Consider the following 23,948-nt stretch of genomic DNA (forward strand, 5'->3'; position numbering starts at 1 on the left):
ATCGGGTGTCACACTCGGGCACGTGTCCGATTTGCGCGATCGCGTTGCCGTGGTGGCCGGGTCGACGCGCGGCGCGGGCCGGGGCATCGCGGCCGCTCTCGGCGAGGCCGGCGCCACGGTGATCTGCACCGGCCGCAGCAGCTGGGAACGCGACGGCCACTCCGACTACGACCGCCCCGAGACGATCGAGGAGACGGCCGCGCTCGTCAGCAGGCTCGGCGGCGTCGGTGTCCCGCTGCAGGTCGACCACCTCGACCACGAACAGGTGCGGGTGCTCGCCGAACGCGTCCGCCGCGACCACGGCCGGCTCGACGTGCTCGTCAACGACATCTGGGGCGCCGAACACCTCAAGGGCGGGCCCGCCGACTGGAACACGCCGATCTGGGACCACGACCTCGACACCGGCCTGCGCATCCTGCGCCTCGGCGTCGAAACGCACCTGGTGACGTCGCACTACCTGCTGCCGCTGCTCGTCGACCGGCCCGGCGGCCTGCTCGTGGAGGTCACCGACGGCACCGCCGCCCACAACGCGGACCAGTACCGGATCTCGGTGTTCTACGACCTCGCGAAGGCCTCGGTGAACCGGCTGGCGTTCTCGCAGGGCCACGAGCTCGCGCCGTTCGGCGGCACCGCCGTCGCGGTGACGCCGGGCTGGCTGCGTTCGGAGATGATGCTGGAGAACTACGGCGTCACCGAGGAAACCTGGCGCACGGCGCTGGATTCGGACCGGCCGGACGACCTGCCGACGGCCCCGCCGCCGTTCGCGGAATCCGAGTCGCCGCGTTATGTGGGCCGCGCGGTGGCGGCGCTGGCCGCGGATCCGCAGCGGGCGCGGTGGAACCAGCACTCGGTGACGTCGGCGCAGCTCGCGCGCGAATACGGCTTCACCGACGTCGACGGCCGGCAGCCGGACAGCTGGGCCTGACCGTCCACTGAAGACTGTTCGCGTTGCCAGCGCGAAAGACTCCGCAATTGCGGAAAAATCGGGCAGCCCCGGCGATTTCCGGGCGGCCCAGCTCAAATCAACCCTAAGTTATCGCCGGTTCCGTTGCGTCGCAGTCGCGTCCGCCGACATCATGATCTCTGCGCGACACAGCGGTCGGCCGGCCCCTGCGTCACGACCCGCACTGCTTCTTGTCAGAACAGGGGAATCCCATGTCGCACCCGTCGGGGCAGGCCGTCGCGGAGCCGCCGAACACGGCTTTCGCCCACGAGGAAACCGGGTACCACAAAGGGCTGAAGAGCCGTCAGGTCCAGATGATCGCCATCGGCGGCGCCATCGGGACCGGCCTGTTCCTCGGCGCCGGCTCCCGGTTGCACAGCACCGGTCCGGCGCTCGCCGTCGTGTACGCGGTCGCCGGGATCATCGCGTTCTTCGTGGTCCGCGCGATGGGTGAACTGGTCATGCACCGCCCGTCTTCGGGCTCCTTCGTCTCGTACTCACGCGAATTCCTGGGCGAGAAAGCGGCGTTCTTCGCCGGCTGGATGTACTTCCTGAACTGGGCCACGGCGGGCGTCGCCGACGTGACCGCGGTCGCGAAGTACACGCAGTTCTTCTGGCCCGACCTGCAGCAGTGGATTCCCGCGCTCATCGCGCTGTTCGCGATCCTCGCGGTGAACATGGTGTCGGTGAAGCTGTTCGGGGAACTGGAGTTCTGGTTCGCCGCGATCAAGGTGCTCGCGCTCGTCGTGTTCATGGTCGTCGCGATCGTGGTGCTCGTGACGCGCCACCCGGTCGACGGCGTGGTGACCGGCCCGAGCCTCATCAGCGACAACGGTGGCCTGTTCCCGACCGGCATCCTGCCCGCGCTGCTGATCCTGCAGGGGGTCGTTTTCGCCTACTCCGGCGTCGAAATGGTCGGCGTCACCGCCGGCGAGACCGCCAACCCGCGCAAGGTGATCCCGAAGGCCGTGAACTCCGTCGCGTGGCGAATCGGCATCTTCTACGTGGGTTCCGTGCTGCTGCTCGTGATGGTGCTGCCGTGGACGGCCTACAAGAGCGGCGAAAGCCCGTTCGTCACGTTCTTCTCGAAGCTCGGGATCCCCGCCGCCGGCGGCATCATGGACCTGATCGTGCTGACGGCGGCGCTGTCGAGCGTGAACTCGGGGCTGTACTCGACCGGGCGCATCCTGCGCTCGCTCTCGGTCGCCGGTTCGGCGCCCAAGTTCACCGCGAGGATGAGCAAGAGCGGCGTGCCCTATGGCGGCGTGCTGCTGACCGCCGCGGTGTACGCGCTCGGCGTGGTGCTCAACCTCGTGGTGCCGGGTGAGGCGTTCGAGGTCGCGCTGGAGTTCTCGGCGCTGGGCATCATCGGGATGTGGTCGATGATCGTCATCTGCCACCTCGCGATGACACGCAAGGCCGCGCGCGGCGAGCTGGCCCGGCCGAGCTACCGGCTCCCCGGCGCGCCCTACACCAACTACGTGACGCTCGCCTTCTTGCTGCTGGTGCTCACGATGAGCTGGTTCGGCGGCACCACCGGGCAGATCCTCATCTACAGCCTGCCCGTGCTGGCGCTCGTGCTCGTCACCGGCTGGCTGGGCGTCCGCGGCCGCGTGCGGCGCCTGGCGGCCGCGCGGGTCGAGGAGAACTGATCCTGCTGGGCCTCCGGCTCCGTCCCCGCCGGAGGCCCAGCCGCTACCGGTCGAGCACCTCGGCGATGACGTCCACAGTGGACGCAGCCGGAAACCGAGCTCGCCGAAGATGTTCTGCAGGGTTGCAACCCGACCACAGCGCGAGATCGCGCCGGTTTCTGGATTCAGCGGTGCGATCGGCCCCGGCCGATCAGACCGCTGAATCCAGAAACCGGCTCACAGGCGATCTCGCCGCCTCGGCGAAGCCGAGGCAGAAAACACGAAGCCGAGCACGAGCGCCACGAGCACACCGAGGTTCGCGAACGCCCACGAGCCTTCGCGCCCGCCGAGGCCGAACGGCGCCAGCAGGTAGCCCTGCCAGTGCAACCAGCTCGCCGACGCGTTGGTGACCAGCCCCCAGCCGAGGGCCGTCGCGACGAGCACGAGCGTGATCGGGCCCCAGCGAACGTCACCGTACCGGCCGCGCCGGTCGTAGAGATCGGCTTCGGCGTAGTCGCGGCGGCGCAGCAGCACGTCGGCGAGCATCACGCCGCACCAGGCGGCGACGGGCACGCCCAGCGTCGTCAGGAACCCCTGGAACTGCCCGAGGAACGTGCCGCCGAAGAAGACGAGGTACACGGTGCCGGCGATCATGATCACGCCGTCGACGAGTGCGGCGGCGTAACGCGGGATGCGCAGCCCCGCGGACAGCAGCGACAGCCCGGACGAGTAGATGTCCAGCACCGCGCCCCCGACCAGGCCGAGCACCGCGACGAGGGCGAACGGCACCAGGAACCAGATCGGCAGGATCGTCGTCAGCGCGCCGATCGGGTCGGCCGCCACGGCCTGGTTCAGCTCGGGCGAAGAACCGGCCAGCAGCAGCCCGAACACCAGCAGCACGAGCGGCGCGACGGATGCCCCGAACGTCGTCCACCCGATCACGCCGCGGCTCGACGCCGAGCGCGGCAGGTACCGCGAGTAGTCGGCCGCCGCGTTGACCCAGCCGAGGCCGAAGCCCGTCATCAGGAACACGAGGGCGCCGATGAACTCCTGCGCCGAGCCGGCGGGCACCGCGCTCACCGCCGCCCAGTGCACGTGGCCGGCGACCAGCACCACGTAGACCACGGTGAGGATCCCGGTGATCCAGGTGATCCACGTCTGCACGCGCATGATGACCTCGAAGCCCATCACGCCGCTGAGCACGGTGAGCCCGGCGACCACGATCAGCGCGACGATCTTCGTCGTCGTGCCGCCGCCCCAGCCGAGGCGTTCGAACACGGTCGCGGTGGCCATCGTCGCCAGCGCGGTCAGCACCGTTTCCCAGCCGACGGTGAGGATCCACGAGATCGCCGACGGCAGGTGGTTGCCCCGCACGCCGAACGCGGCGCGCGAGAGCGCCATCGTCGGCGCGGAGCCGTGTTAGCCCGCCACGGCGATGAAACCGCACAGCAGGAACGAGAACACGATCCCGAACACGCCGGCGATCGTGGCCTGCCAGAACGAGATGCCGAACCCGAGCGCGAACGAGCCGTAGCTGAGCCCGAGGATCGACACGTTCGCACCGAACCACGGCCAGAACAGGTCCCGCGGCTTGCCGTGCCGGTCGGCGTCGCCGATCACGTTGATGCCGTGCGTTTCGACCTTCAGCTTGCCGCTTTCGGGTGCCCGCGCTTCGGTCCTGGCCATGGCGACCGCCTATCTGGCCTTGTTCAGACCTATTCACCTCGACCGTAGGAGGCACCGGAGCCGTCGTCAACGTCTGCTGGAACCGCGCCAGGTGCTCGCGCGTCGGGGCCGTGGCGGGTCCGTGTTTGGTCACGGAGAACGCGGCGGCGGCGTTGGCGGTGCGCGCCGCCGTCGGCAGGTCCCGGCCCCGCAGGAGCTCGGCGGCCAGGACACCGCAGTGGGTGTCGCCCGCACCGTTGGTGTCGACGGCGGTGACGGGGAAGCCGGGGATCCGCGTGATCTCGCCGCCGTGGTGGAGCACACAGCCGGCTGAGCCGTCCCGGACGATCACGGTCCGGCGTCCGGCGAGCGTGGCGACGTCGAGCGCTTCGGCTTCGCGGGAGTTGCAGCTGACGATGTCCACTGTGGACATGAGCTGGGCGAGGTCGTCCGGATCCAGGCTCGCCACCAGCGGGCCGGGGTCGAAGAGCACGCGCGAACCCGGCAGGTGCGGCAGCCAGCGTAGGAGGGCGTCGCGGTTGGCGGCGTGCAGGAGGCTGTAGCCGGTGACGTAAACGAGGTCGCCGGGCTGCGCGACGACGCGGGCGAGCTGGTCGGCGCGCAACGGGCCTTCCGCGCCGGTGCCGGTGGCGAACGTCCGCTCGCCGTCCGGGTTGACGAGCGCCACGACGACACCGGTGTCGCCGCTGGCCGTCGGTTCCTGGGCGATCGTGATGCCCTCGGCGTCGAGCGCGGCCCGCACGAGGTCGCCGAAGCTGCCCGTGCCGTGCGTGCCCGCGTAGACGACGTCGGTGCCGGCGCGGGCGGCTGCGGCCATGACGTTGAACCCGCCGCCGGGCAGGAGGTTCGTCGACGTGGCCAGCACGTCGCCGCCCCGCACGGGCAGGTGCGGCACGCCCAGCACGAGGTCGACCACGACCTGTCCGGTGTGGATCAGGCGGTTCACGGGATGGTCCGGCGCAATGTCACGAGACCCTCGGCGAGCGGGCCGAGGTCGAGCCGGTTGAACCGGACGACGGTTTCGCCCAGCTCGGCGGGGATCTCCTCGCCGCACGCGCCGAGCAGCGCACCGCAGATCGCGGCCACCGTGTCGGTGTCACCACCGAGCGCCGCGGCGGTGGGCAGCGCCTCGGCGGGGTCGAGCACTTCGGCGAGCGCGAAGGCGGCGACCACGGATTCCTGCGCGGCCACGGACGTCCCGATCACGTCGGCCACGGCGTCGTCCAGCTCGGCGCGGCGCAGGCCGCGCACCCAGTCGCGGGCCCAGCGGAGCCGGGCGGCGATGGCACCGCCCGCGCTCCAGTGTCCTTCCGCCGCGCCGAGGGCCGCCGCCCGTTCGGCGAAGTCGAAGGCCTCCATGCGGTTCGCGCCATCGACGCCCGCCGACACCGCGGCGGCGACGGCGGCCGCGGCGGCGAGACCGAGGGACGTGTTGTGGGTGATGCGCGCGGTCTCGGCCACGGCGTCGACGAGCGTGGCCAGGTCGTCCGGCGGAGTCGCGATGCCGACGGGGGTCACGCGCATGGCGGCGCCGTTGGTGGTGCCCGCGCGGCCGGTTTCCCCGGGTGGGACGCCGGTTTCCAGGAGCTGGAGTGCTCGTTTCGTCGACGGGCCGAGGAGATCGGCCGAACCGCGCGCGATCATGTCGGCTTCCCACGCGAGCAACGCGTCGGCGAACACCCGCGGTTGGACGTGGCCACCGCCGTCGACGAGCAGACGCGCGAGCAGCAAGACCTGTTCGGTGTCGTCGGTGATGGAACCCGCGGGCAGGCCGGGTGCGACGGGCTGGTTGGCCACGGCCTGGCGGAAGCCGGTGATCTTCCCGTAAGCCGTGCGGATCTCGGCGCGCGACATCGACTGCGTCGGCATGCCGAGCGCGTCGCCGACCGCGAGACCGGTCAGCGCGGCGAGCGCGCGGTCGCGGGTGCTCATCGGTGGCCGAAGGTGAGGTGGAAGCTGAATCGCGCGGGATCGAGCAGGCTCACGACGTGCTCGACCAGGGCGCCGTCGGCGTCGACGGACGTGCGCGTGGCCTTGAGGAAGAGTTCGCCGGCGGGCCGGCCCAGCAGCGCGGCGGCGCCGGCGTCGAGTGGCTGAGCGGTGATCCACTGTTCGCCGCCGGCGGGATGGCGGCCGGCTTCCCGCAAGGTCGTCGTGAGGGAGTCGTCGACCAGGCCGCGGGCGGGCAGGTCCGCGAGGTTGCCGACGGCGGGGACGGTGGCCTCTTCCAGCGAGATGCCGCGGACGTGTTCGTCGCGGCGCAGGCGTTTCACCAGGATGAACTTCGGGACGCCGAAGCGGCGCGTGAGTTCGGCGTCCTCGACCTCGGTCAGGCCCAGGACCTCGGTGGTGACGGGTGACCCGGTGTCGGTGAGTGCCCTCGCCCAGCCGGCGCGCTGGTCGAGCGGCACCCCGTCGAACGTCACGAACGACCCGACGCCCGCCTGCGTCGCGATGAGCTCCTGCTGCTGCAGATCGGACAGGGCGCTGCGCACCGTCCCGCGGCTGACCTGGTACTGCTCGGCGAGCTCGTGCTCGCCCGGCAGCTGGTCGCCGTGAGCGAGCCGGCCGGAGCGGATCCGGTCGGCGAGGTCGCCGACCAGCCTCTGCTTCTTGCCACCGACGTACATGTACGTACCTGTACACCCCGGGCTCGCGCTGGACAAGGCCGTCTGTGATTTGAGTCATTCGGGAACAACTAAGTTGAGTCGCTCGTTAGCAACTTCGTAAGGCCCGGTCAGCCGCCGAGGAGCCGATCGAGGCCAGCTGAAGGAGGAACCACGATGTTGATCCGCACCGACCCGTTCGCCGAGTTCGACCGCCTGACCCAGCAGTTCTTCCGCGGACAGCCGACCAGTTCGCCGCGGACCATGCCGATGGACGCCTACCGTTCCGGTGACGAGTACGTCGTGCAGTTCGACCTCCCGGGTGTCGCCCGCGAGTCGATCGACGTGAGCGTCGAGCGCAACGTGCTGACCGTGAAGGCCGAGCGCGCCGCCGCTTTCAACGAGGACGCCCGCGTGCAGGTTTCCGAACGCTCCCGCGGCGCCGTGTCGCGTCGCCTGGTGCTCGCGGACACCCTCGACACCGACCGTGTCGCCGCCGAGTACGTGGACGGTGTCCTGACCCTGCGCATCCCGGTCGCCGAGAAGGCCCAGCCGCGCAAGATCACCGTGGGTGGCGAGCCGCAGCAGCTCGAGAACTGACGCTCTTCAGGCTCACCGCGGCCCCGCCGGCCCGATCGGACGGCGGGGCCGAACCATGTCCACAGTGGATTCTCCGAGTGTGACCGGCGCCATAGTGCGGCCGTGAACCGGTTCCGGCGTGAGCGCCGTGTCGAGGGTGTCCGGCACCGAGGTGCGGAGCCGGGAACCCCCAGCCGAACCTTGGAGAATCCCATGCTGCGCAAGACTGTGCTGTCCCTCGCCGCCTTCGGCGCCATCGCCGGCGCGATCTTCGGCGGCGCCGGTACCGCTCTCGCTTCCACTGGCGCCAGCGGGATCCTCGACTCCGGCGTCAACTTCTCCGAACCGGACGGTTCCCAGGGCATCGGCGGCGACGAAGGCCAGTGCATCGTCGTCACCCTGCCCGAAACCGGCTCCCTCCAGCAGTTCGACGGCACCATGACCCTCTGGACCGGCGCCGACTGCAAGACCGGCGACGCCGCCGTCCTCACCGACAGCGTGGCCGACATCCCGGCCACCTTCGGCGCCCAGTTCGCCCACGTGCAATCCATCTACATCGGCGACAACGCCCCGGCGAAGCCCCCGGTGGCGGGCGCGAGCGCCATCCTCGACTCGGGCATCAACTTCTCGGAACCGGACGGCTCCCAGGGCATCGGCGGCAACGTCGGCGACATCGTCGACGTCAACATCCCCGCCTCGGGCTCCATCCAGTTCGTGAGCGGCACCCTGACGCTGTACACGGGCCCCGGCGCCACGGGCGACCACCTGGTCGTGACCAACGACGTCAAGGACCTGGCGGCGCTGGGCTTCGGTCACGTCCAGTCGATCGTGATCGGTGCGGCCGCCTGATCTTTGCCCACGCCGAAAGGCCAGCCCGAGTTTCTCGGGATGGCCTTTCGCGCTGTTGGGGACCAAGAACGCAACGGTTTCGACGCCGTCGCCTCAACGGGTGTGGATGTGCGCGACCCGGCACCGCGCCTGGGAGAGCGCCCCCCTTGAATACTTATCCACAACGCCCTGTGGACAATCTGGGGATGACTTGTGGAAGCTCGACAAACCTGCAGGTCAGAGCTCCATCCGCTGCCGTCCGGGGTGAGGGCACCGGACGTAGCCGCCCCGGCAACTCGCGGATCAGCCGCCCGAATGCATGTCCTCGGCTTCGGGGACGCAGTCGTCGTCGGGGTCGTCGAGCCAGCCGTGGGGCAGCGTGACCTTGCCCGGTGAGCCCTGCCGGCCGCGCGGGCCGGTGGCCGCCTCGGGGAACGGCGCGTCGTGGTCGAGCTGGGCGATGAGGTCGTCCAGCTGCGCCATCGACGACAGCATCGCGAAGCCGCGGCGCAGTTCGGAGCCGACGGGGAAGCCCATCAGGTACCACGCCATGTGCTTGCGGATGTCGCGCATGGCCTTGTCGTGGCCGTCGTGCTCGACGAGCAGCTCCGTGTGGCGCCGCAGCACGCGCGCGACCTCGCCGAGGTTCGGACCAGCCGGGATCTCGCGCCCCTGGAACGCCGCCTCGAGCTCCCCGAACAGCCACGGCCGCCCGAGGCAGCCACGGCCGACGACCACCCCGTCGCAGCCGGTTTCGGCGACCATGCGCAGGGCGTCGTCAGCGGAGAAGATGTCGCCGTTGCCCAGCACCGGGATGCTGGTCACGGCCTCCTTCAGCTCGGCGACCTTCGACCAGTCGGCCTGGCCGGAGTAGCGCTGCGCCGCCGTGCGCGCGTGGAGGCTGACCGCCGCCGCGCCCTCGGCCTCGGCGATCCGCCCGGCGTCGAGGAACGTGCGGTGGTCGTCGTCGATGCCCACGCGGAACTTCACGGTGAACGGCACACCCGCTTCGGCGGCCGCCTTCGCGGATTCGCGCACGATGTCCGCGAAGAGCCGCCGCTTGAACGGCAGCGCCGCCCCGCCGCCCTTGCGCGTCACCTTCGCCACGGGACAGCCGAAGTTCGAATCGATGTGGTCCGCGAGCCCCTCGCCGACGATGATGCGCACAGCCTCGGCCATCGTCTTCGGGTCCACGCCGTACAGCTGCATCGACCTGGGCTTTTCGTTTTCGCCGAAGGTCATCATGTGCATCGTCCCGGGGTGCCGTTCGACGACGGCGCGGGCGGTGATCATCTCGCACACGTAGATGCCCGCGCCGTACTCCTGGCACAGCTGCCGGAAGGCGACGTTCGTGATTCCGGCCATCGGCGCGAGCACGACCGGTGGATCGACCTGGTAGGGGCCGATCTGCAACGCGGGCTTGCTCAAGGTGGCGGTCACGTCCTCCATTGTCGCTTGTGGTGTCGATCACGTCGACTGGGGTCAGCGCGCGGCCGCGTCTTCCCCGGCCGGCTGCTCCAGCGCCGACGTCTCCGCCGGCGGTTACGGGGACACCACCACCTTGATCGACGTCGCCGGGTCGCGCTGGGCTTCGAAGGCCTCCCTGACGTCGGCCAGGGCGAAGCGGTGCGAGATCAGGGGCCGGACGTCCACGCGCCGGGAGACGAGCAGGTCGAAGGCCTCCTGGCAGTCGCGGGCGGTGTAGGCGAAGCTGCCGAGCAGGCGGAGTTCTTTCTGCACCAGGTCGTCGACCGGCAGGGACAACGGGTGGGCCGCGAGGGCGATCGCGGAGATCGGAGCGGCGGCGCGGGCCAGCGAGAACGCCAGGGGCAGCACGGGCGACGCGCCGGAGCACTCGAAGACGGAGCCCACCGCACCTGAGGAGGGTTGGTAGGGCGACGCCGTGGTGCCCCGCGAGGCGAAGAGCGAAGCGCGGACGTCGCAGTCGGCCGGGTTCAGACCTTCGTGCGCGCCGGCCGCGAGCGCCGCGGCCAGGCGGCGCGGTGAGGTGTCCACCACGATCACGTCCCGCGCGCCCCGCGCGAGCAGCACCTGGACCACGCACTGGCCGATCGTCCCGAGCCCGAACACCACGATCGGCTCGTCCAGCGGCGGCTCCGCGTGCTCGACGGCCCGCACGGCCACCGACAGCGGCTCCAGAAAAGCAGCCTCTTCCAGGGGAAAATCGGCCGGCAGCACGAACAGGTGCTGTCCGGCGACGGCGTCGCGAACCACTACCTGGTCACCGAAACCACCCGAATGGCCGGACCCGGCCGAACACAGGTTGTGCCGGCCTTCGGTGCACCGCGGGCACGAACCGCACGGCGCCGCCGGATTCACCGCGACGCGGTCGCCGACGGACACCCCGGACACCCGCGAACCCGCCGCGATCACCGTTCCGGCGTACTCGTGACCCATCGGCACGCTGGGCGCGATCCACGCGCCTTCGGTGTAGGAGTGCACATCCGAACCACAGATGCCGCAGGCCCCGACGGACACGACCACATCGGACGGTCCGCACTCCGGTGCCGCCACTTCGTCGATGGAAAGGGTTTCGATCGCCTGCCACGTGACCACCCGCACGACGTTCCTCCTCTGTCCTAAGTAGAACTCCTGATCCCCCTGAGGACCATGTCCCAGAACTGGTACGCGATCTGCCGCGGCTCGAGCGAGGCATCGCTGCGGTACCACTGGTAGGCCCAGTTGCACATGCCGAACACGGCCAGTGCGCCGAGCCGCGGGTCCACCGCGCGGAACGAGCCGTCCGCGGCTCCCTGCTCGATCAGCTCGGCCACCTGCGCCTCGTATTCGTCGCGCTTGCGCCGGATGCTGTCGCGCTCGGCGGCGGGCAGTTCGCGGTGGTGCTCGAAGAACACGCGCACGTGCCCGCGGTGCGTTTGCATGAGCTCGAGGACGTCGATCATCACCTCGAGCAGCTGCTGCTCCGGCGGCAGCTGCGCCTGCCGGCGCCGCCGGTGCCGGCCCAGCAGCAGGTCGATGAACTCCTCGTGGATCGACGCGAGGATCTCCTCCTTGCTGCCGAAGTAGTGATACAGCGTGGGTTTCGCGATCCCGACCGCCTGGGCGAGGTCGTCCATCGTGGCGTTGGCGTAGCCGCTGCGGTCGAACAGCTCGGCCGCGGTCGTCACGATCTCGTGGCGGCGCTCGGTGAGCGTCAGGTGGCGCCGGCGAGGGTCCTTTGTGGGCACGGCGAAAACGGTAGCACCACGAAACCGACCCCTCAGTTGCGAGCGTTGGGCCGCTCGGGTGACAGCCGCGGGTACCGCGATAACCCTTGGAAATCAACGACTTCCACCCGATAACGGTCCCTTCGAGAAGTTTGCCAGTGGCGCTTGACACACCACGAAGCCGAGCGCAAGCTGTCTCGAACCGACTAGTCGGTCGGGATCTTTTCGGCTGAGGCACCTCTTCCGCCTCCCTAACCACCACCTGCATCCGCACCCCTGTGTCCGGAGGGTCTGTCATGTCGTTCCCCGCACCGGTTCCCCGCGCGAAACTGTTCACCGGAAGGCGCGGGCTCATGCTCGCGAGCATCCTGATCGTCAACTTCGTGGTCTGGCTGGACAGCGCGAAGTTCAGCCTGCTCAACCCGTTCTGGTCCACCGACCTGCACCTGTCCCCGAGCCAGATCTCGAGCGTGACGGCGAGCTACCTGCTGGGGTACTTCCCCCTGCTCCTGCTGGCCGGGATCCTCGCCGACCGCCTCGGCGCCAAGCAGATGCTGATCATCTGCATTTCCGGTGTCACGGTGCTCTCGGCGACGATGGCGTTCGTCCACACCTACAACGAGATGTGGTGGCGGAACCTGATCTTCGGCGTGTTCTTCGGGTTCTCCTGGGCTCCGTCACAACGGCTCCTCTCCGTGTGGTTCCCCGGTGCGCTCGGCGCGAGGGCGACGTCGACGTGGATGAGCTCCACGCTCATCGCGGGCGTGCTCGCGCCGGCGATCGCGCTGCCGCTGGCGAACCACCTGTCCTGGCGGGACGCGTTCATCGTCGTGGCGGCGCTGGGTGTGCCGGCGCTGGTGATGCTCGTGCTGTTCACGGCCAACAAACCCGAGAAGCTGCGCGGGATCACAGCCGGCGAGATCGCGCGCATCCAGGCCGAGCACCGCGGGGTGGAGGTCCGCGAGAAGCTGAGCTTCCGCGAACTGCTGCGGGCGCTGAAGAACCGCAGCATCCTCACGATGATCATCGCGACCGCACTGGCGACCACCCCGACGTGGCTCTCGGGGCCGTGGCTTCCTTACGGGCTCATCACCCTCGACAAGGTCAACCCCGACACCGTGGCCTGGGTCAGCCCGCTCATCGCGGTGATCCCGGTCCTCTTCGGACTCGTGAACGGCACACTCGTGTCCCGGTTCTTCGGCGGCCGCACGCGGCCGTGGCTGATCCTCGGGCCGGCGTGTGGCGCTGTGGGGTTCCTGATGGGCGTGCTGCTGCACGACTCGACGTGGGTGCTGTGGGGCTTCTTCATCGGCGCCTTCGCCTTCCTCTGCGATCCGATGTTCTGGGGCACGGTCAACAGCTACTGGGCCGGCATCTCCCGCCCCGAGGTCACCGGCACGCTCAACGGCGCGTCGGCGGCCATGCAGGTCGCGGTCGGCTGGGTGATCACCGACCAGAGCGGAAAGTGGATCGACACGTCGGTGGCCGGCCGCGGCCAGCTGGACACGATCTGGCTCGTCGGCGCGATCCTGTTCGCCGTGGCGATCATCCCGGTGCTGCTGTCGAAGGAGGTGCGGGTGCACCAGGCGGTGGCGGGCAAGCTCGAACCGACGCTGCCGGCCCGGACCACCGATCCGGTGTCCTGAACGGAGTCCACCGAGGAGGGGCGTCCCCGTGAAGGGACGCCCCTCCTTCGTGTTCAGGCCGTGCGCACCGCGGCGGGGAAGCGTTCCGCGATCCGCTGCTGGGTGACCTTCGGCGTCCAGTGGTCCTCGAGGTCGGCCCAGATGTCGCGCAGCTTCGGGATCACCTGCGTGCCGAACAGGTCGTTGTTCATCGCCGCGACTTCCTCGGAGAGGTTGCCGACGTGCATGCACGTGATGAGCTGGCCGATCCGCAGGTCCGTCACCAGCTCGCGCACGCGCTGCTCGACGCGTTCGGGCGTACCCGCGATGATGTAGCCGAGTTCGTCGTACTCCCAGAAGGACAACTGGCCGGTCTGCGCCTTCATCCGCTCTTCGTTGGACATCGTGCGCGCCCGTGTGAGGTTGGCCTTGAGCGAGGGCAGGGAGTTGTAACCCGGCGGCGTCGCGAACTCCAGCGCCGTCGGGTTCTGCCGGTAGAAGTACTTCACGGCATCGCCGTAGAGCCGTTCCGCCTCCGCGTCCGAGTCGGCGCAGCAGATGATCTGCGTGAACGCCATGCGGTTCGGGTTCGTGTCGGCGCCCTGCTGCTCGGTGTAGTCCCAGAACCCCTTCACGATCGGTTCGGCGCTCTGCTTGCCGGAGAAGGACAGGTAGCCGTAGCAGTAGTTGAAGGCGTTGACCACGTCCCACGTCTCGACGCTGCCGCTGCCCGGGATCCACACGGGAATGTCGTCCTGCACCGGCCGCGGCCACGTGTTGACGTAACGCAGCTTCGTGTACTTCCCGTTGAAGGTGAACGGTTTCTCGGCGCGCCACGCCCGCGTGATGAGGTCGCGGGCCTCGTGGAAGCGGTCGCGCAGTTCGATGGGCGGTACACCGTAGGAGAAGCCGGTGTCCATCGGCGTGCCGAAGACCATGCCCGCGATGATGCGCCCGCCCGAAAGGCAGTCGAGCATCGCGATCTCCTCGGCCACGCGCACCGGTGGGTTGTACAGCGCCAGCGAGTTGCCGCACAGCGCGATCGCCGAGTTCTCCGTGGTGCCCGCCAGGATGGCGGCGATGAGGTTGGGCGAGGGGGTCATCGCGAGTGAGGTCTGGTGGTGCTCGTTGAGGAGCAGCGAATCCCAGCCCAGCCGGTCGGCCTGCTGCATGAGCCGCAGGTAGAGGTGGTAGTCGTCGTGGACCTGGCCGGGCTCGGCCACCGACGCCGGCGGCGTGACCCACGAGCTGTGCACGGTGGAGCCGTAGTCCTCGGGGAGCTTCGTGTAGTACTGCTGGGCGAACCAGTGGAACTTCACGGGGTTCCTGCCTTTCGAAGTCGGGGTTTCAGCCGGCCGCCATGGCGCCACCGTCGACGCGGTACGTCTCGCCGTTGACGAACGCCGACTCGTCGGAAGCCAGGAACAGCACCATGTTGGCGATGTCCGACGGCAGCCCGGCGCGCGGCGAAGCCGTGGTCTCGAGCGATTTGGCCGGGAGGTCGGGCACGGCGTCGAGCAGCTGCTGCGTCTGGATCACGCCGGGCGCGATCGCGTTGCAGCGGATGCCCTGCCGGCCGTGCTGCGCGGCGAGGTAGCGCGTCAGCCCGATCACGGCGGCCTTCGTGCTGCCGTACGCGGTGAGCCCGGCGCTGCCGCGCAAGCCGCCGATCGAGGCCATGTTGACGATCGAGCCGCCGCGGCCGGCCTCGACCATGTGCGGCAGCGCGTACTTGCACGTCAGGAAGATGCTGCGCACGTTGGTGGCGAACGCCCGGTCCCACAGCGCGATGTCGGTGTCGACCACGGTGGTGTCGCCGAACCACGCGTCGGGCCCGACGAGCGCGGCGTTGTTGTGGATGACGTCCACGCGCCCGTAGCGGTCGATCACCGCAGCCACCAGGTCCTGAATGGACTGCTGGTCCGTCGCGTCGTAGCGCACGGCGCTCGCGTCGCCGCCGAGCTCGCTCGCCACCTGCTTCGCGCCGTCTTCGTTGATGTCGGCGACCACCACGGTCGCGCCCTCGCGCGCCAGCGTGTACGCGGTTTCGCGGCCGATGCCCGCCGCGCTCCCGGTGACCAGCGCGATCTTGCCGTCTACCCTGCCCATCTGCGGTGTCCTTTCAGGAGACTCAGGAATCCAGGAACGCGGTGACCACGGACACGAACTCGTCCTCCTGCTCGACCATCGGGTAGTGGCCGGCCTCGTCGATCACGGTGACCTTCGCGTCGGGCACGAGGCGCGCGAACTCCTCGGCGTACGCGGTGGGCACGAGCCCGTCGGACGCGCCGTTGACGACCAGCGTCGGCGCGGAGACCAGCGGCAGCCGGCGCCGCAGGCCGCGATCGGCGATCGGCCACATGAACTTCGTGGCGGAGCCGAGGTTGCGGGCGGAGAACAGGATGGCCGCGTGCGGGTCTTCGGGGTTCGCCACGAAGTTCGTCGGTTCCCGCTCCGGCGGCCCGGCGTGCCACTTCGCCGCCTTGACGTCGGCGGCGGCGCCGAACGGGTCGAGCGCCGGCTGATCGTCGAGCCACAGCCCGAACGGGTCCACGAGCACGAGCCGCCGCACGAGCTGCGGCGCGACCGCGGCCAGCTCCGCGGCGAACATCCCGCCCAGCGAGTGCCCGACGACGTCGAGCTGGTCCAGACCCCACGACCGGACCAGCTCGCGGTGGAACAACGTCACGTCGAGCACGTCGCTGAAGTGCTCGAACCCGGTCGAGGACCCCCAGCCCGGCAGCTCGGGCGCGAGTACGCGGCGGCCTTCGGCAAGGCGCTTCAGGAACCCGGCGCCGCCGGGGTGGCGCTCATAACCGTGCAGGTACAGCAGAGGCGATCCGGTGCCGTCCTCCCAGAGGTCGACCTCGAACCGCCCGATGTTGGCGATGTCCAGCGTTGTCATGCGGGTACCTCCTCCATCCTTCAGTCGGTGAACTGGCCGCCCGCCGGGTGCAGCATCTGGCCGGTGACGAACGAGGACTCGTCGGACGCGAGCCACAGCACCGCGTTCGCCTGCTCTTCGGGGGTGCCAAGGCGCTTCATGGGCGTGATGCTCATGGCCGAGCTGTAAGCCGCCTCGTTGTCTTCGATGCCGGCGATCATCGGCGTCGCCGTGTAGCCGGGGCCGACGGCATTCACGCGCACGCCGGTGGTGGCCAGCTCGAGGCCGAGGACCTTGGTGAGCATCCAGACGCCGGCCTTCGACGTGCAGTACGGCGCCGCGCCGGCCAGCGGGATCTTCGCCGCGCTGGAGGCGATGTTGACGATCGAACCGCCGTCGCCCTGCGCCAGCATCTGCCGCGCGAGCGCGCGGTCGGTCATCATCACGCCGAGCACGTTGACGTCCAGCACGCGCCGGAACGCCTCCGTCGGCAGGTTCACCAGGTGCGTCGCGTCGCCGCCGTCCGCGCGCACCTCGGCGTTGCTCATGCCCGCCGCCGTGGCGATGCCGGCAGCCGCGACACCGACGTCGACCCGCCCGAACTCGCTCACCGCGGCGGCGACCAGTGCGTCGCAGTCGGCCTCGCTCGTGGTGTCGGTGCGCACGAACGTCGCCTTGCGACCCGTTTCCTCGACCAGACGGACGGTTTCGCCCGCGTCCTGCACGTCGCCGAGCACCACGTGGGCGCCCTCTCGCGCGAAGCGCACCGCGGTGGCCCGCCCGATGCCGCTCGCGCCGCCGGTGACGACGGCGATCTTGTTCTCCAGTGCCAAAACCATGCGCTTGACTGTGACCGCCGACACGCGCGCGCGACAACGGAAGATCGTGCGCCTTGCCGCTCCTCGGCATGTGCGGATTCCCATTGCCGGTGGCCGGGGCTCGCACTGACGATGGGCAGGGCCAAGACAGCGGATGACGGGTGGTGGGTCGTGAAACAGCTGCACGTCGTGGGGCTCGGGGGAACCGTGCGTCCCGGGTCGTCGAGTGAACAGGCGCTGCGGGTCGCGCTGCGGCACGCGCAGGAGCTGGGGGCGAGCACGCGGGCGTTCGCCGGCGCGGAACTGGCCCGGCTGCCGATGTACGCGCCGGGCGGCGACGGGGGTGTGGTCGCGCACGAGCTCCTCGAGCACCTGCGCCGGGCCGACGGCGTGATCATCGCGTCGCCCGGGTACCACGGATCGATGTCGGGCCTGGTGAAGAACGCCCTGGACTACGTGGAGGACATGCGCGAGGACGCGTTGTCCTACCTCGCCGACCGCGCGGTCGGGCTCGTCGTGGCGGCCCACGGCTGGCAGGCGGGGGTGACGACGCTGGGCGCGTTGCGGTCGGTCGTCCACGCGCTGCGCGGCTGGGTCACGCCCTACGGCGCGGTGGTGAACTCCCTGGAAGCCCGCTTCGCCGACGGGACGTGCGACCAGCCGCGGGTCACGCAGCAGCTGCACCTGGTGGCCGACGAGGTGGTGCGGTTCGGGAGCCTCGTCGCCGGGGCCCGGGTGGCGTGACCGGTGTTCGAGCGCTGACGCCACTGTCCTTTGTGGTCATCGCCGGCCACCCGGCGGTGCCTGGAGGTGGCCGTGGTCGCGGCGCCGCACGAACATCGGGTGCGGTGCCCGCGGCGTACGTGACCCGGCACGCGGGCGCGTCCGCGACAGAGGAGGCGATCGTCGCGTACGTGGGTTCGCGGCTGGCGCAGTGACCAATCCGGCCAACGGAGGCGGACACCCACTGGCGGCTACCACGTGAGTTAGCGGTTTCCGTCGTTGCTGTGGCCGGATTGGTGACGATCAGCACCGCAAGGCGCCGAAGCCGGTGGAGTTCGGTGGGCTGCCGAAGACGTCGACGGGGAAGGTGCCGGAGTTCGTGCTGCGCGAGCGGGCGCGGGAGAAGCCGGCATCAGCCGGTAGAGCTGCAGGGCGACTTGGAGGTCGAGCGTGTGCTCGGGCTCGCGCCAGCCCGCCCCGTTGAGCACGCGGTCGATGCGGTCGAGGCGCTGGTACAGCGTATTGACGTGGATGCCGAGCGCGCGGGCGGCGGCGGGTGGGCTCTGACCTCGGTCGAAGTAGCACTCGACGGTGGCCAGCAGGGCTGAGCGGTGCTCGGCGTCGTAGTCGAGCAGCGGCCCGAGCGCGCGGCGGACCACGCGGTGCAGCTGCTCGGGCCCGGCGTGCTCCAGCACCACGCCGACCACTCCCAGCTCGTCGAGGCCCATGCCGTCGCCGGCGCGCCCGAGGGCGAGCAGGAGTCGGTGGCAGCGGACGGCTTCGCGGTGGGTGGCGCGCAGGCGCTCCAGATCGTGCGCGGGCCCGGCCGCGCCGGCGGTGACCGCGGTGTTCGTCGTCGCGGTGAGGTCCGCCGCGAGCGCGCGCGCGGTGGCGCCGGCGTCGCAGCCGGGCAGGAGTAGCACGACCTGACCGTCGACTTCGCTCGCGAGACCGCCGCGTTTGATGGCGGTGCACTCGGCTGTCGCCGCGAGCTCGGCTGTGTCGCCGGAGACGACCACGACGACGTGGGCTTCGCCGGGCGTCAGGGTGGTGAAGCGGTCCGCGCGCCGCCGCAGTGCGGTCCAGTCGGGTTCGCGCTCGCCGAGCAGGTCTTCGACGAGCTCGTGGCGCAGGTCCTGCTCGACGGTCGCCGTCTGGCGTTCGAGCAGCACCAGGAGCGTCGCGGTCTGCGCGGCACGTTCGAGCGTGCCGAGTTCCGTTTCGGTGAGCGGTTCGGCGCGGCCGAAATACAACCGCCCGTGCGTCTCGCCGCCGGCGCGCAGCGGGACGACGGTGCCGTCGCGGAACACGGCCTCGACCGGGATGCCGCCGGGCGCGGTGGCCGCGACGCGGTCGGTGCCGGTCTCGAGGGCGACGGTGCCGTCGAGCAGCCGCGCCATCGTGTCGGCCACCTCGCCGAGGTCCGCGCCCGCGAGAGCGAGCGGCATGAGCAGTTCGTGGGCGGTGGCGGCGAGTTCGAGCGCGTGGCGCTGCGCGGACAGCTGGGCGTGGGCTTCGCGCAGCTCTTCGGTCGTACTGCCGACCTGGCCGAACAGGCGCGCGTTGTCGATCACCACGGACGCGTGGTGCGCGAGCGAGGTCAGCAGCGCGATGTCGTGCTGGTCGAAAGTGCGCTCGTGGCGGTCGGCGGCGAACAGCGCGCCGATCACGCGTGAGCCGAGTTTCATCGGCACGCCCGCGATGCTGACCACACCGTCCTCCCCGACGGCGCTCGCGACCTGCGTCTCGCGGTGGATGCGCGGGTCGGCGAGGTAGTTGGTGGTGGCGAACGGACGGCCGGTCGCGATCACGCGGCCGCCGACGCCGGAGCCGGGCCGCTGGCGCACCGAGCGGATGGGTTCGGTCACCGTGCCGGCGGTGACGCGCATGTACGCGTCGCCGGTGTCGTCGTCGATCAGGGCGATGTAGGTGGAGTCGGTGGCCAGCAGGCGGCGGACGCGGTCGACGATGGCGCTGAGCACGTCGTCGACGTCTCTCAGCGAGGTCAGATCACGCGCGGTTTCGTACAGGGCTTGGGTTTCGCGTTCGCGCTGCGCGCGGCGGGCGAGGATGCCGCGCACGGTGCGGGCGTCTCGGACGGCGCGGCGCAGGAGGGTCTTCCGGTCGCCTTCAGGGAGTGTCCGCAGGCCCGTCTCGACGGCGTCGAAGTCGGTTTCCGGGGCTTCTTCGGCGAGCAGGAAAGTCAAGTAGGCGAGGACTTCGGCGGGTGTGTCCACTGTGGAGGGGCGCAGGATCTCGGCCGTCACGACGCCACCGGGATCTGGTCGAGCACGCGACGCAGCTGCAGCGCGATGCGCAGCGTCAGCGCCCCGGCCGGCTCGCGCCAGCGGCGGTGGCCGAGTACCTGGTCGACGCGGTCGAGACGCTGGTAGACGGTGTTGGCGTGCACCTGCAGCAGGCGCGCAGCCGCGCGGGGGTTCTCGCCGGCGGCGAAGTAGCCGTCGAGGGTTTCGGCGAGCGGGGAACCGTGTTCGCGGTCGTAGTCGAGGATCGGGCCGGCGGCGGTCTCGACGAGCGTCTTCACGTGGTCGCGGGAGGCGCCGTCGAGCACGAGGCCCAGCACCCCGAGATCCTCGAGGCTGGCGGCCGTGCCGGCGCGGCCCAGCGCGACGAGCAGGCGGTGGCAGCGTTCGGCTTCGCGGTGGAGCTTTCGCACCACGGGGGCGGTCGCGGCGGGACCCGCGACGCCCGCGGTGACGGTGCCGCCGGTGGCGCGTTCGAGGTGGCGGCGAGCCTCGCGGACGGCGGCGGTCGCGTCGGCGCAGGGGAGCAGGAGCACCACGTGGCCGCCGTGTTCGGTCGCGACGCCGGCGTGGGCGCGCACGTAGTCGGCCGCCGCGCGCAGCAGCCGCCGGCGGGTCGTTCCCGTGGCAGAGACGACGAGCACGGTCTGACGCGCGGTGAAGTCGATGACCCCGGAGACCTTCGCGCGGCGGCGCAGGGCGGCCCAGTCCGGTTCGCGTTCGGCGAGCAACTCGTCCACGAGCTGGCCGCGCACTTGTTGTTCGGCCGCGGACGTCTGGCGTTCGACGAGCACCACGAGCGCGGCGGTTTGGGCGGCGCGTTCGAGGATGCGCTTGTCGGTGTCGAGCGGTTCGGCGCGTCCGGCGAAGAGCAGGTGGCCAAAGGTTTCGGCGCCGGCGCGGACGGGGACGGTCCACGCGGGGCCGAGGTCGCGGGCGCGGCCGGGTCCGGGTTCGTCCGGCGGGTTCGCGGGGAGCCGGTCGCGCAGCTCCGGTGGCCCGGCTTGGGCGAGGGGAGTGCCGTCGGGTTCGACGGCGAGCACAGCGCCGTCGAGGGTCTCCGCGACGGCCTCGACGAGCTCTGCCAGGTCGGCGCGGCGCAGGACCATCGCCATGAGCTGTTCGTGGGCCGTCGCGGCTTGTTCGAGGGCTTTGTTGTGGCGGGCGAGCTGGTCGTTGGCGGCGGAGAGCTCCTCGGCCGTCGCCTTCGTGGCGGCGAACAGCCGTGCGTTTTCCAACACGACCGCCGCGTGATCGGCCAGCGAGCCCAGCAGGTCGATCTCGGACTGTGCGAATGTTCGCTCGTCGCGGTTGGCTCCGAACAACACGCCGATGACCTCGTCGCCGACCCGCATGGGCACGCCGAGGATGCTCACGATCCCGTCCTCCGCCACGGCGGAGGCGACGGAGTGCTTGCGCCGGATCCGCTCGTCGCGCAGGTAGTTGGCGGTCGCGAACGGCAGGCCGGTCTGCGCCACCCAGCCACCGACGCCGTAGCCGGGCGGCTGGCGCAGCGACTCGATGGGCCGGGTGATCGTGCCCAGTGTGACGCGCATGTACGCGTCGCCGGTGTCGGCGTCGACGAGCGCCATGTACGCCGCGTCGGTGCCGAGCAGCCGCCGCGCGCGGGCCACGATCGCGTCGAGCGCCGCGTCGACCTCGCGGACCGAAGCGAGGTCACTGGCCGTGTCCAGGAGCGCCTGCATCTCGCGCTCGCGGCGCTTGCGGTCGGCCAGCAGGCCGCGGATGCGCGCGGCTCTGGTCAGCGTGAGGGCGACGAGTTCGCCGTCACCCTCGCCCGCCAGGTCTTCGCCGAGCCGGTCGAACTCGCCCGTCGCACCCGTCTCGTCGGCGAGCAGGTGCAGCAGCCTGGCCAGGTCCCGTTCCGTGGTGGTCACACCGCCGTTGGTGTCCATCTCGTCTCCTCGGTGCCTGTTGACATCTTGACCACAGATGTCCGGCCGAGTCGACCAAAAGCCGCTGGATGGCGCAGTGCGTGTGGATCCGTCCATGGTTTTCGCGCCCGCGGTGTGCGGCTTCCCGTTGTCGGTACGCGGTCGTTTCGCTGAGAGTGTTCCTGCGTTTCGCCGGAAGGAGCCCGTGTTGGCCACAGCAACCGTGAACGGCGTGTCCCTGCACTACGAGACCGCCGGCGAGGGCCCGCCGCTGCTGCTCATCGCCGGTTTGGGCGCGAACTCGGCGGCCTGGGCCGCAGCCGTGCCCGTGCTGAGCCGCCGCTTCACCGTGATCACCTTCGACAACCGCGGCGTCGGGCGCAGCTCGGTGCCGCCGGGCCCGTACCCGGTGGATCTGCTGGGCGACGACGCGGCTGCCCTTGTGACGTCGCTGGGCCTGGGCCCGGTCGCCGCCGTCGGCTGGTCGCTGGGCGCCTCGGTGCTCCAGTCCATGCTCGTCCGGCACGGTCCGCTGTTGTCAAAAGCCGTGCTGCTCAACGGTTTCCCTTCGTACACGCCCATCCAGGACGCCTGGCTGGACGCTGGTCTGGCCCTGCGCCGCGCGGACGCGGACCCGCTGGCCGTCGGTGTGAGTGGCATGGCGTGGGTCTTCACGCCCCGAGTGCTGACCGACCACGAAACCCTGGTGGAACAAGCGAAACTCGCCGCCTCGGACCCCTACCCCACGTCCCTGGCCGGCTTCGAGGCGCAGGCCGCGGGCCTGCGCGTCTACGATTCCCGCGCACTTTTGCCCATAGCCACCACCCCGACCCTCGTCCTCGCCGGCGCCGAAGACGTCCTGACCCCCGTGTCGCAATCCGCGGAGATGGCTGCGTTGCTCCCCCACGGCTCCCTGCGGGTCCTGCCGCGCGGCGGCCACGCCATGCTGCTGGAATACCCGGACGACACGCTCGCGGCGATCACCGCGTTCCTCTCATGACGCTCACCGCCCACCACCCCACCCCGCTGGGCCACGACGCACCGGTCCTGATCGACGACCACCTGGTCCTGCCCGCCGCGTCGGTCACCACGGCCTCGATGGCGTTCCTGATCCGCCACAGCAGCGGCTTCGCCTGCGTGGCCTTGCTGCGCGAGCGCCTCCGGTCGCTCCGCGTCCCCTTGCTCCTGGCCGACGACCCGGACCGCCCCGCGTACGCCGTCTCCGTCGACGCCGCCGCGGGCGTCACCACCGGCATCTCGGCCCACGACCGGGCCCTGACCGCGCGCGTTCTCGCCGACCCGGGTGCCGACTGGACGGACCTCGTCCGGCCCGGGCACGTCGTCCCCGTCGTGGCCCGCCCCGGCTCCACCGGCGTCCCCGAGGCGGCAGTGGAACTGTGCCGCCGCACGGGCTTGCCGCCGGCCGCCGTGCTGGCCGCCGTCGCCGACTGCGCGGACCCCGCCCTGGCCCACCTCCCGCGGCTCTCGGCCACCGACCTCTGCTGACGTGCTGTCCTGGCCGTGGCCGTCGGCCGGCCACCGTGTCGAGGTACGTCCCTGGCCCTGTTTCCCGGCTTTGGGCTCAGGTGATGTGCTGCTCGGGTCTTGGCTGTCGGCCATCGACCTTGGCTGACGTCGAGTCCTGGTCGGGGACGTCGGCCGGGCCCCTTTTCCGGCGTGCTGCCCGGTTGTTGGTCGTCGCTGGCCCCTCCGCTGTCGTACTGCCCTGGCCGTGGTCGTGGGCTGGCCTGGTTCTTCCGCTGCCGGCCGGCCGCAGTCGCCGACTTGTGTTGCCAGGTCGGTTCGGGTCTGCTTGGCGTGGAGGTCTGTTGTCTCGAGCGCCGGCTCCAGCGGTCGGCCTGGTTTTTCGCTGGCGGCCACGTCGCTGTCTTGTGTTGCCGGGGTCGGTTCGGTTCTGGTTGCCGCGTAGGTCTGCTCCACTGTGCGCCGGTTCTAGCGGTTGGCCCGGTTTTTCGCTGGCGGTCGCGGTTGCCGGCTTGTGTTGCCGGGGTTGGTTCGGTTCGGGGTTGCCGCGCGGGTCCGCTCAACTGTGCCCGGGCTCCAGTAGGTGGCTTTGGTTCCTCGGCTGCTGGCCACGGTCGCTGGCTTGTGTTGCCACATTCGGTTCGGGTCTTGGTTTGAAGCGCAGGTGTGTCGACTGTACGCGGGCTCCAGCGGCTGGCCTGGTTCTTCGGCTGGCGGTCGCGGTCGCGGGGTTTGTGTTGCCGCGGCCGGTTCGGGGTTGGTTGCCGCGTAGGTCAGCTTGACCGTGCGCTGG

At 70.6% G+C, this 23,948-nt stretch carries 20 protein-coding genes and 2 pseudogenes; 9 read left to right on the forward strand and 13 right to left on the reverse strand.

Annotation, left to right across the window (positions count from 1 at the left end; translation table 11 throughout):
* The first annotated feature begins 31 nt into the window (after positions 1-31).
* Together I6J71_RS46645 and I6J71_RS46650 are read left to right on the forward strand one after the other, a co-directional pair.
* Positions 32-925, forward strand: coding sequence for an SDR family oxidoreductase (locus I6J71_RS46645; protein ID WP_204097611.1), 894 nt, complete (start codon positions 32-34; stop codon positions 923-925).
* A gap of 230 nt (positions 926-1,155) precedes the next feature.
* The gene (locus I6J71_RS46650; RefSeq protein WP_204092709.1) at positions 1,156-2,595 is read left to right on the forward strand and encodes an amino acid permease; all 1,440 of its coding nucleotides are present in this window, start codon (positions 1,156-1,158) and stop codon (positions 2,593-2,595) included.
* 216 nt (positions 2,596-2,811) lie between these two features.
* Here the strand turns inward: I6J71_RS46650 and I6J71_RS46655 are convergent.
* From I6J71_RS46655 to I6J71_RS46670, 4 genes and pseudogenes are all read right to left on the reverse strand, one after another.
* Positions 2,812-4,260, reverse strand: a pseudogene (locus I6J71_RS46655) (cytosine permease).
* Positions 4,261-4,348: 88 nt separating this feature from the next.
* Positions 4,349-5,206, reverse strand: a pseudogene (locus I6J71_RS46660) (PfkB family carbohydrate kinase); the annotation flags it as partial.
* A complete protein-coding gene (locus I6J71_RS46665; protein WP_204092710.1) occupies positions 5,203-6,192 on the reverse strand; it encodes an ADP-ribosylglycohydrolase family protein in 990 nt (329 codons plus the stop codon). The gene I6J71_RS46665 and the pseudogene I6J71_RS46660, both read right to left, overlap by 4 nt.
* On the reverse strand, positions 6,189-6,890 hold the full coding sequence (locus I6J71_RS46670; protein ID WP_204092711.1) for a GntR family transcriptional regulator: 702 nt from the start codon (positions 6,888-6,890) through the stop codon (positions 6,189-6,191). The genes I6J71_RS46665 and I6J71_RS46670 overlap by 4 nt, the downstream gene beginning before the upstream one ends.
* A gap of 153 nt (positions 6,891-7,043) precedes the next feature.
* On the opposite strand from I6J71_RS46670, the gene I6J71_RS46675 reads away from it, so the two are divergent.
* Both I6J71_RS46675 and I6J71_RS46680 read left to right on the forward strand, forming a co-directional pair.
* Positions 7,044-7,466, forward strand: a complete 423-nt coding sequence (locus I6J71_RS46675; protein WP_204092712.1) for an Hsp20/alpha crystallin family protein — start codon at positions 7,044-7,046, stop codon at positions 7,464-7,466.
* 192 nt (positions 7,467-7,658) lie between these two features.
* Positions 7,659-8,294 (forward strand): hypothetical protein, encoded by a 636-nt coding sequence (locus tag I6J71_RS46680; protein ID WP_204092713.1) that lies wholly within the window; start codon positions 7,659-7,661, stop codon positions 8,292-8,294.
* A gap of 282 nt (positions 8,295-8,576) precedes the next feature.
* Here the strand turns inward: I6J71_RS46680 and dusB are convergent, their stop codons facing one another.
* From dusB to I6J71_RS46695, 3 genes are all read right to left on the reverse strand, one after another.
* Complete coding sequence (dusB, locus tag I6J71_RS46685; protein WP_204092714.1) at positions 8,577-9,722, reverse strand: tRNA dihydrouridine synthase DusB; 1,146 nt, start codon at positions 9,720-9,722, stop codon at positions 8,577-8,579.
* Positions 9,723-9,815: 93 nt separating this feature from the next.
* Complete coding sequence (locus I6J71_RS46690; RefSeq protein ID WP_204092715.1) at positions 9,816-10,856, reverse strand: zinc-binding dehydrogenase; 1,041 nt, start codon at positions 10,854-10,856, stop codon at positions 9,816-9,818.
* 17 nt (positions 10,857-10,873) lie between these two features.
* A complete protein-coding gene (locus I6J71_RS46695) occupies positions 10,874-11,482 on the reverse strand; it encodes a TetR/AcrR family transcriptional regulator (RefSeq protein ID WP_239154307.1) in 609 nt (202 codons plus the stop codon).
* A 275-nt stretch (positions 11,483-11,757) separates the two neighbouring features.
* On the opposite strand from I6J71_RS46695, the gene I6J71_RS46700 reads away from it, so the two are divergent.
* The gene (locus tag I6J71_RS46700) at positions 11,758-13,107 is read left to right on the forward strand and encodes an MFS transporter (protein ID WP_204092716.1); all 1,350 of its coding nucleotides are present in this window, start codon (positions 11,758-11,760) and stop codon (positions 13,105-13,107) included.
* Between the two features lie 53 nt (positions 13,108-13,160).
* On the opposite strand, the gene I6J71_RS46705 is transcribed toward I6J71_RS46700, so the two are convergent.
* From I6J71_RS46705 to I6J71_RS46720, 4 genes are read right to left on the reverse strand one after another with little or no spacing between them, the layout of a single operon-like run.
* On the reverse strand, positions 13,161-14,405 hold the full coding sequence (locus I6J71_RS46705; RefSeq protein ID WP_204092717.1) for an LLM class flavin-dependent oxidoreductase: 1,245 nt from the start codon (positions 14,403-14,405) through the stop codon (positions 13,161-13,163).
* 28 nt (positions 14,406-14,433) lie between these two features.
* Positions 14,434-15,195, reverse strand: coding sequence for an SDR family NAD(P)-dependent oxidoreductase (locus I6J71_RS46710; protein ID WP_204092718.1), 762 nt, complete (start codon positions 15,193-15,195; stop codon positions 14,434-14,436).
* A 22-nt stretch (positions 15,196-15,217) separates the two neighbouring features.
* Positions 15,218-15,991: an alpha/beta fold hydrolase gene (locus I6J71_RS46715; protein ID WP_204092719.1), complete on the reverse strand. Its 774-nt coding sequence runs from the start codon at positions 15,989-15,991 to the stop codon at positions 15,218-15,220.
* Positions 15,992-16,011: 20 nt separating this feature from the next.
* On the reverse strand, positions 16,012-16,809 hold the full coding sequence (locus tag I6J71_RS46720) for an SDR family NAD(P)-dependent oxidoreductase (protein WP_204092720.1): 798 nt from the start codon (positions 16,807-16,809) through the stop codon (positions 16,012-16,014).
* A gap of 150 nt (positions 16,810-16,959) precedes the next feature.
* On the opposite strand from I6J71_RS46720, the gene I6J71_RS46725 reads away from it, so the two are divergent.
* The gene (locus I6J71_RS46725) at positions 16,960-17,532 is read left to right on the forward strand and encodes an NADPH-dependent FMN reductase (RefSeq protein ID WP_239154308.1); all 573 of its coding nucleotides are present in this window, start codon (positions 16,960-16,962) and stop codon (positions 17,530-17,532) included.
* Complete coding sequence (locus tag I6J71_RS46730; protein WP_204092722.1) at positions 17,529-17,726, forward strand: hypothetical protein; 198 nt, start codon at positions 17,529-17,531, stop codon at positions 17,724-17,726. Before I6J71_RS46725 ends, I6J71_RS46730 begins: the two co-directional genes overlap by 4 nt.
* Before the next feature lie 48 nt (positions 17,727-17,774).
* Here the strand turns inward: I6J71_RS46730 and I6J71_RS46735 are convergent, their stop codons facing one another.
* Both I6J71_RS46735 and I6J71_RS46740 read right to left on the reverse strand, forming a co-directional pair.
* Complete coding sequence (locus I6J71_RS46735; RefSeq protein WP_204092723.1) at positions 17,775-19,778, reverse strand: GAF domain-containing protein; 2,004 nt, start codon at positions 19,776-19,778, stop codon at positions 17,775-17,777.
* Complete coding sequence (locus I6J71_RS46740) at positions 19,775-21,691, reverse strand: GAF domain-containing protein (protein ID WP_204092724.1); 1,917 nt, start codon at positions 21,689-21,691, stop codon at positions 19,775-19,777. The genes I6J71_RS46735 and I6J71_RS46740 overlap by 4 nt, the downstream gene beginning before the upstream one ends.
* 187 nt (positions 21,692-21,878) lie before the next feature.
* Here I6J71_RS46740 and I6J71_RS46745 point away from each other — a divergent pair, with 187 nt between their 5' ends.
* Both I6J71_RS46745 and I6J71_RS46750 read left to right on the forward strand, forming a co-directional pair.
* On the forward strand, positions 21,879-22,670 hold the full coding sequence (locus I6J71_RS46745; protein WP_204092725.1) for an alpha/beta fold hydrolase: 792 nt from the start codon (positions 21,879-21,881) through the stop codon (positions 22,668-22,670).
* Positions 22,667-23,176, forward strand: a complete 510-nt coding sequence (locus I6J71_RS46750; RefSeq protein WP_204092726.1) for a 3,4-dihydroxy-2-butanone-4-phosphate synthase — start codon at positions 22,667-22,669, stop codon at positions 23,174-23,176. Before I6J71_RS46745 ends, I6J71_RS46750 begins: the two co-directional genes overlap by 4 nt.
* The last annotated feature ends 772 nt before the right edge of the window (positions 23,177-23,948 follow it).

The sequence above is a fragment of the Amycolatopsis sp. FDAARGOS 1241 genome (assembly GCF_016889705.1).
GTDB lineage: Bacteria > Actinomycetota > Actinomycetes > Mycobacteriales > Pseudonocardiaceae > Amycolatopsis.

Bases quoted from the DNA above. Each gene is read 5' to 3' on its own strand.
- I6J71_RS46650 (WP_204092709.1), top strand. From the start codon at position 1,156: ATGTCGCACCCGTCGGGGCAGGCCGTCGCGGAGCCGCCGAACACGGCT.
- I6J71_RS46665 (WP_204092710.1), bottom strand. From the start codon at position 6,192: ATGAGCACCCGCGACCGCGCGCTCGCCGCGCTGACCGGTCTCGCGGTC.
- I6J71_RS46670 (WP_204092711.1), bottom strand. From the start codon at position 6,890: ATGTACGTCGGTGGCAAGAAGCAGAGGCTGGTCGGCGACCTCGCCGAC.
- I6J71_RS46675 (WP_204092712.1), top strand. From the start codon at position 7,044: ATGTTGATCCGCACCGACCCGTTCGCCGAGTTCGACCGCCTGACCCAG.
- I6J71_RS46680 (WP_204092713.1), top strand. From the start codon at position 7,659: ATGCTGCGCAAGACTGTGCTGTCCCTCGCCGCCTTCGGCGCCATCGCC.
- dusB (WP_204092714.1), bottom strand. From the start codon at position 9,722: ATGGAGGACGTGACCGCCACCTTGAGCAAGCCCGCGTTGCAGATCGGC.
- I6J71_RS46700 (WP_204092716.1), top strand. From the start codon at position 11,758: ATGTCGTTCCCCGCACCGGTTCCCCGCGCGAAACTGTTCACCGGAAGG.
- I6J71_RS46710 (WP_204092718.1), bottom strand. From the start codon at position 15,195: ATGGGCAGGGTAGACGGCAAGATCGCGCTGGTCACCGGGAGCGCGGCG.
- I6J71_RS46715 (WP_204092719.1), bottom strand. From the start codon at position 15,991: ATGACAACGCTGGACATCGCCAACATCGGGCGGTTCGAGGTCGACCTC.
- I6J71_RS46720 (WP_204092720.1), bottom strand. From the start codon at position 16,809: ATGGTTTTGGCACTGGAGAACAAGATCGCCGTCGTCACCGGCGGCGCG.
- I6J71_RS46740 (WP_204092724.1), bottom strand. From the start codon at position 21,691: ATGGACACCAACGGCGGTGTGACCACCACGGAACGGGACCTGGCCAGG.
- I6J71_RS46750 (WP_204092726.1), top strand. From the start codon at position 22,667: ATGACGCTCACCGCCCACCACCCCACCCCGCTGGGCCACGACGCACCG.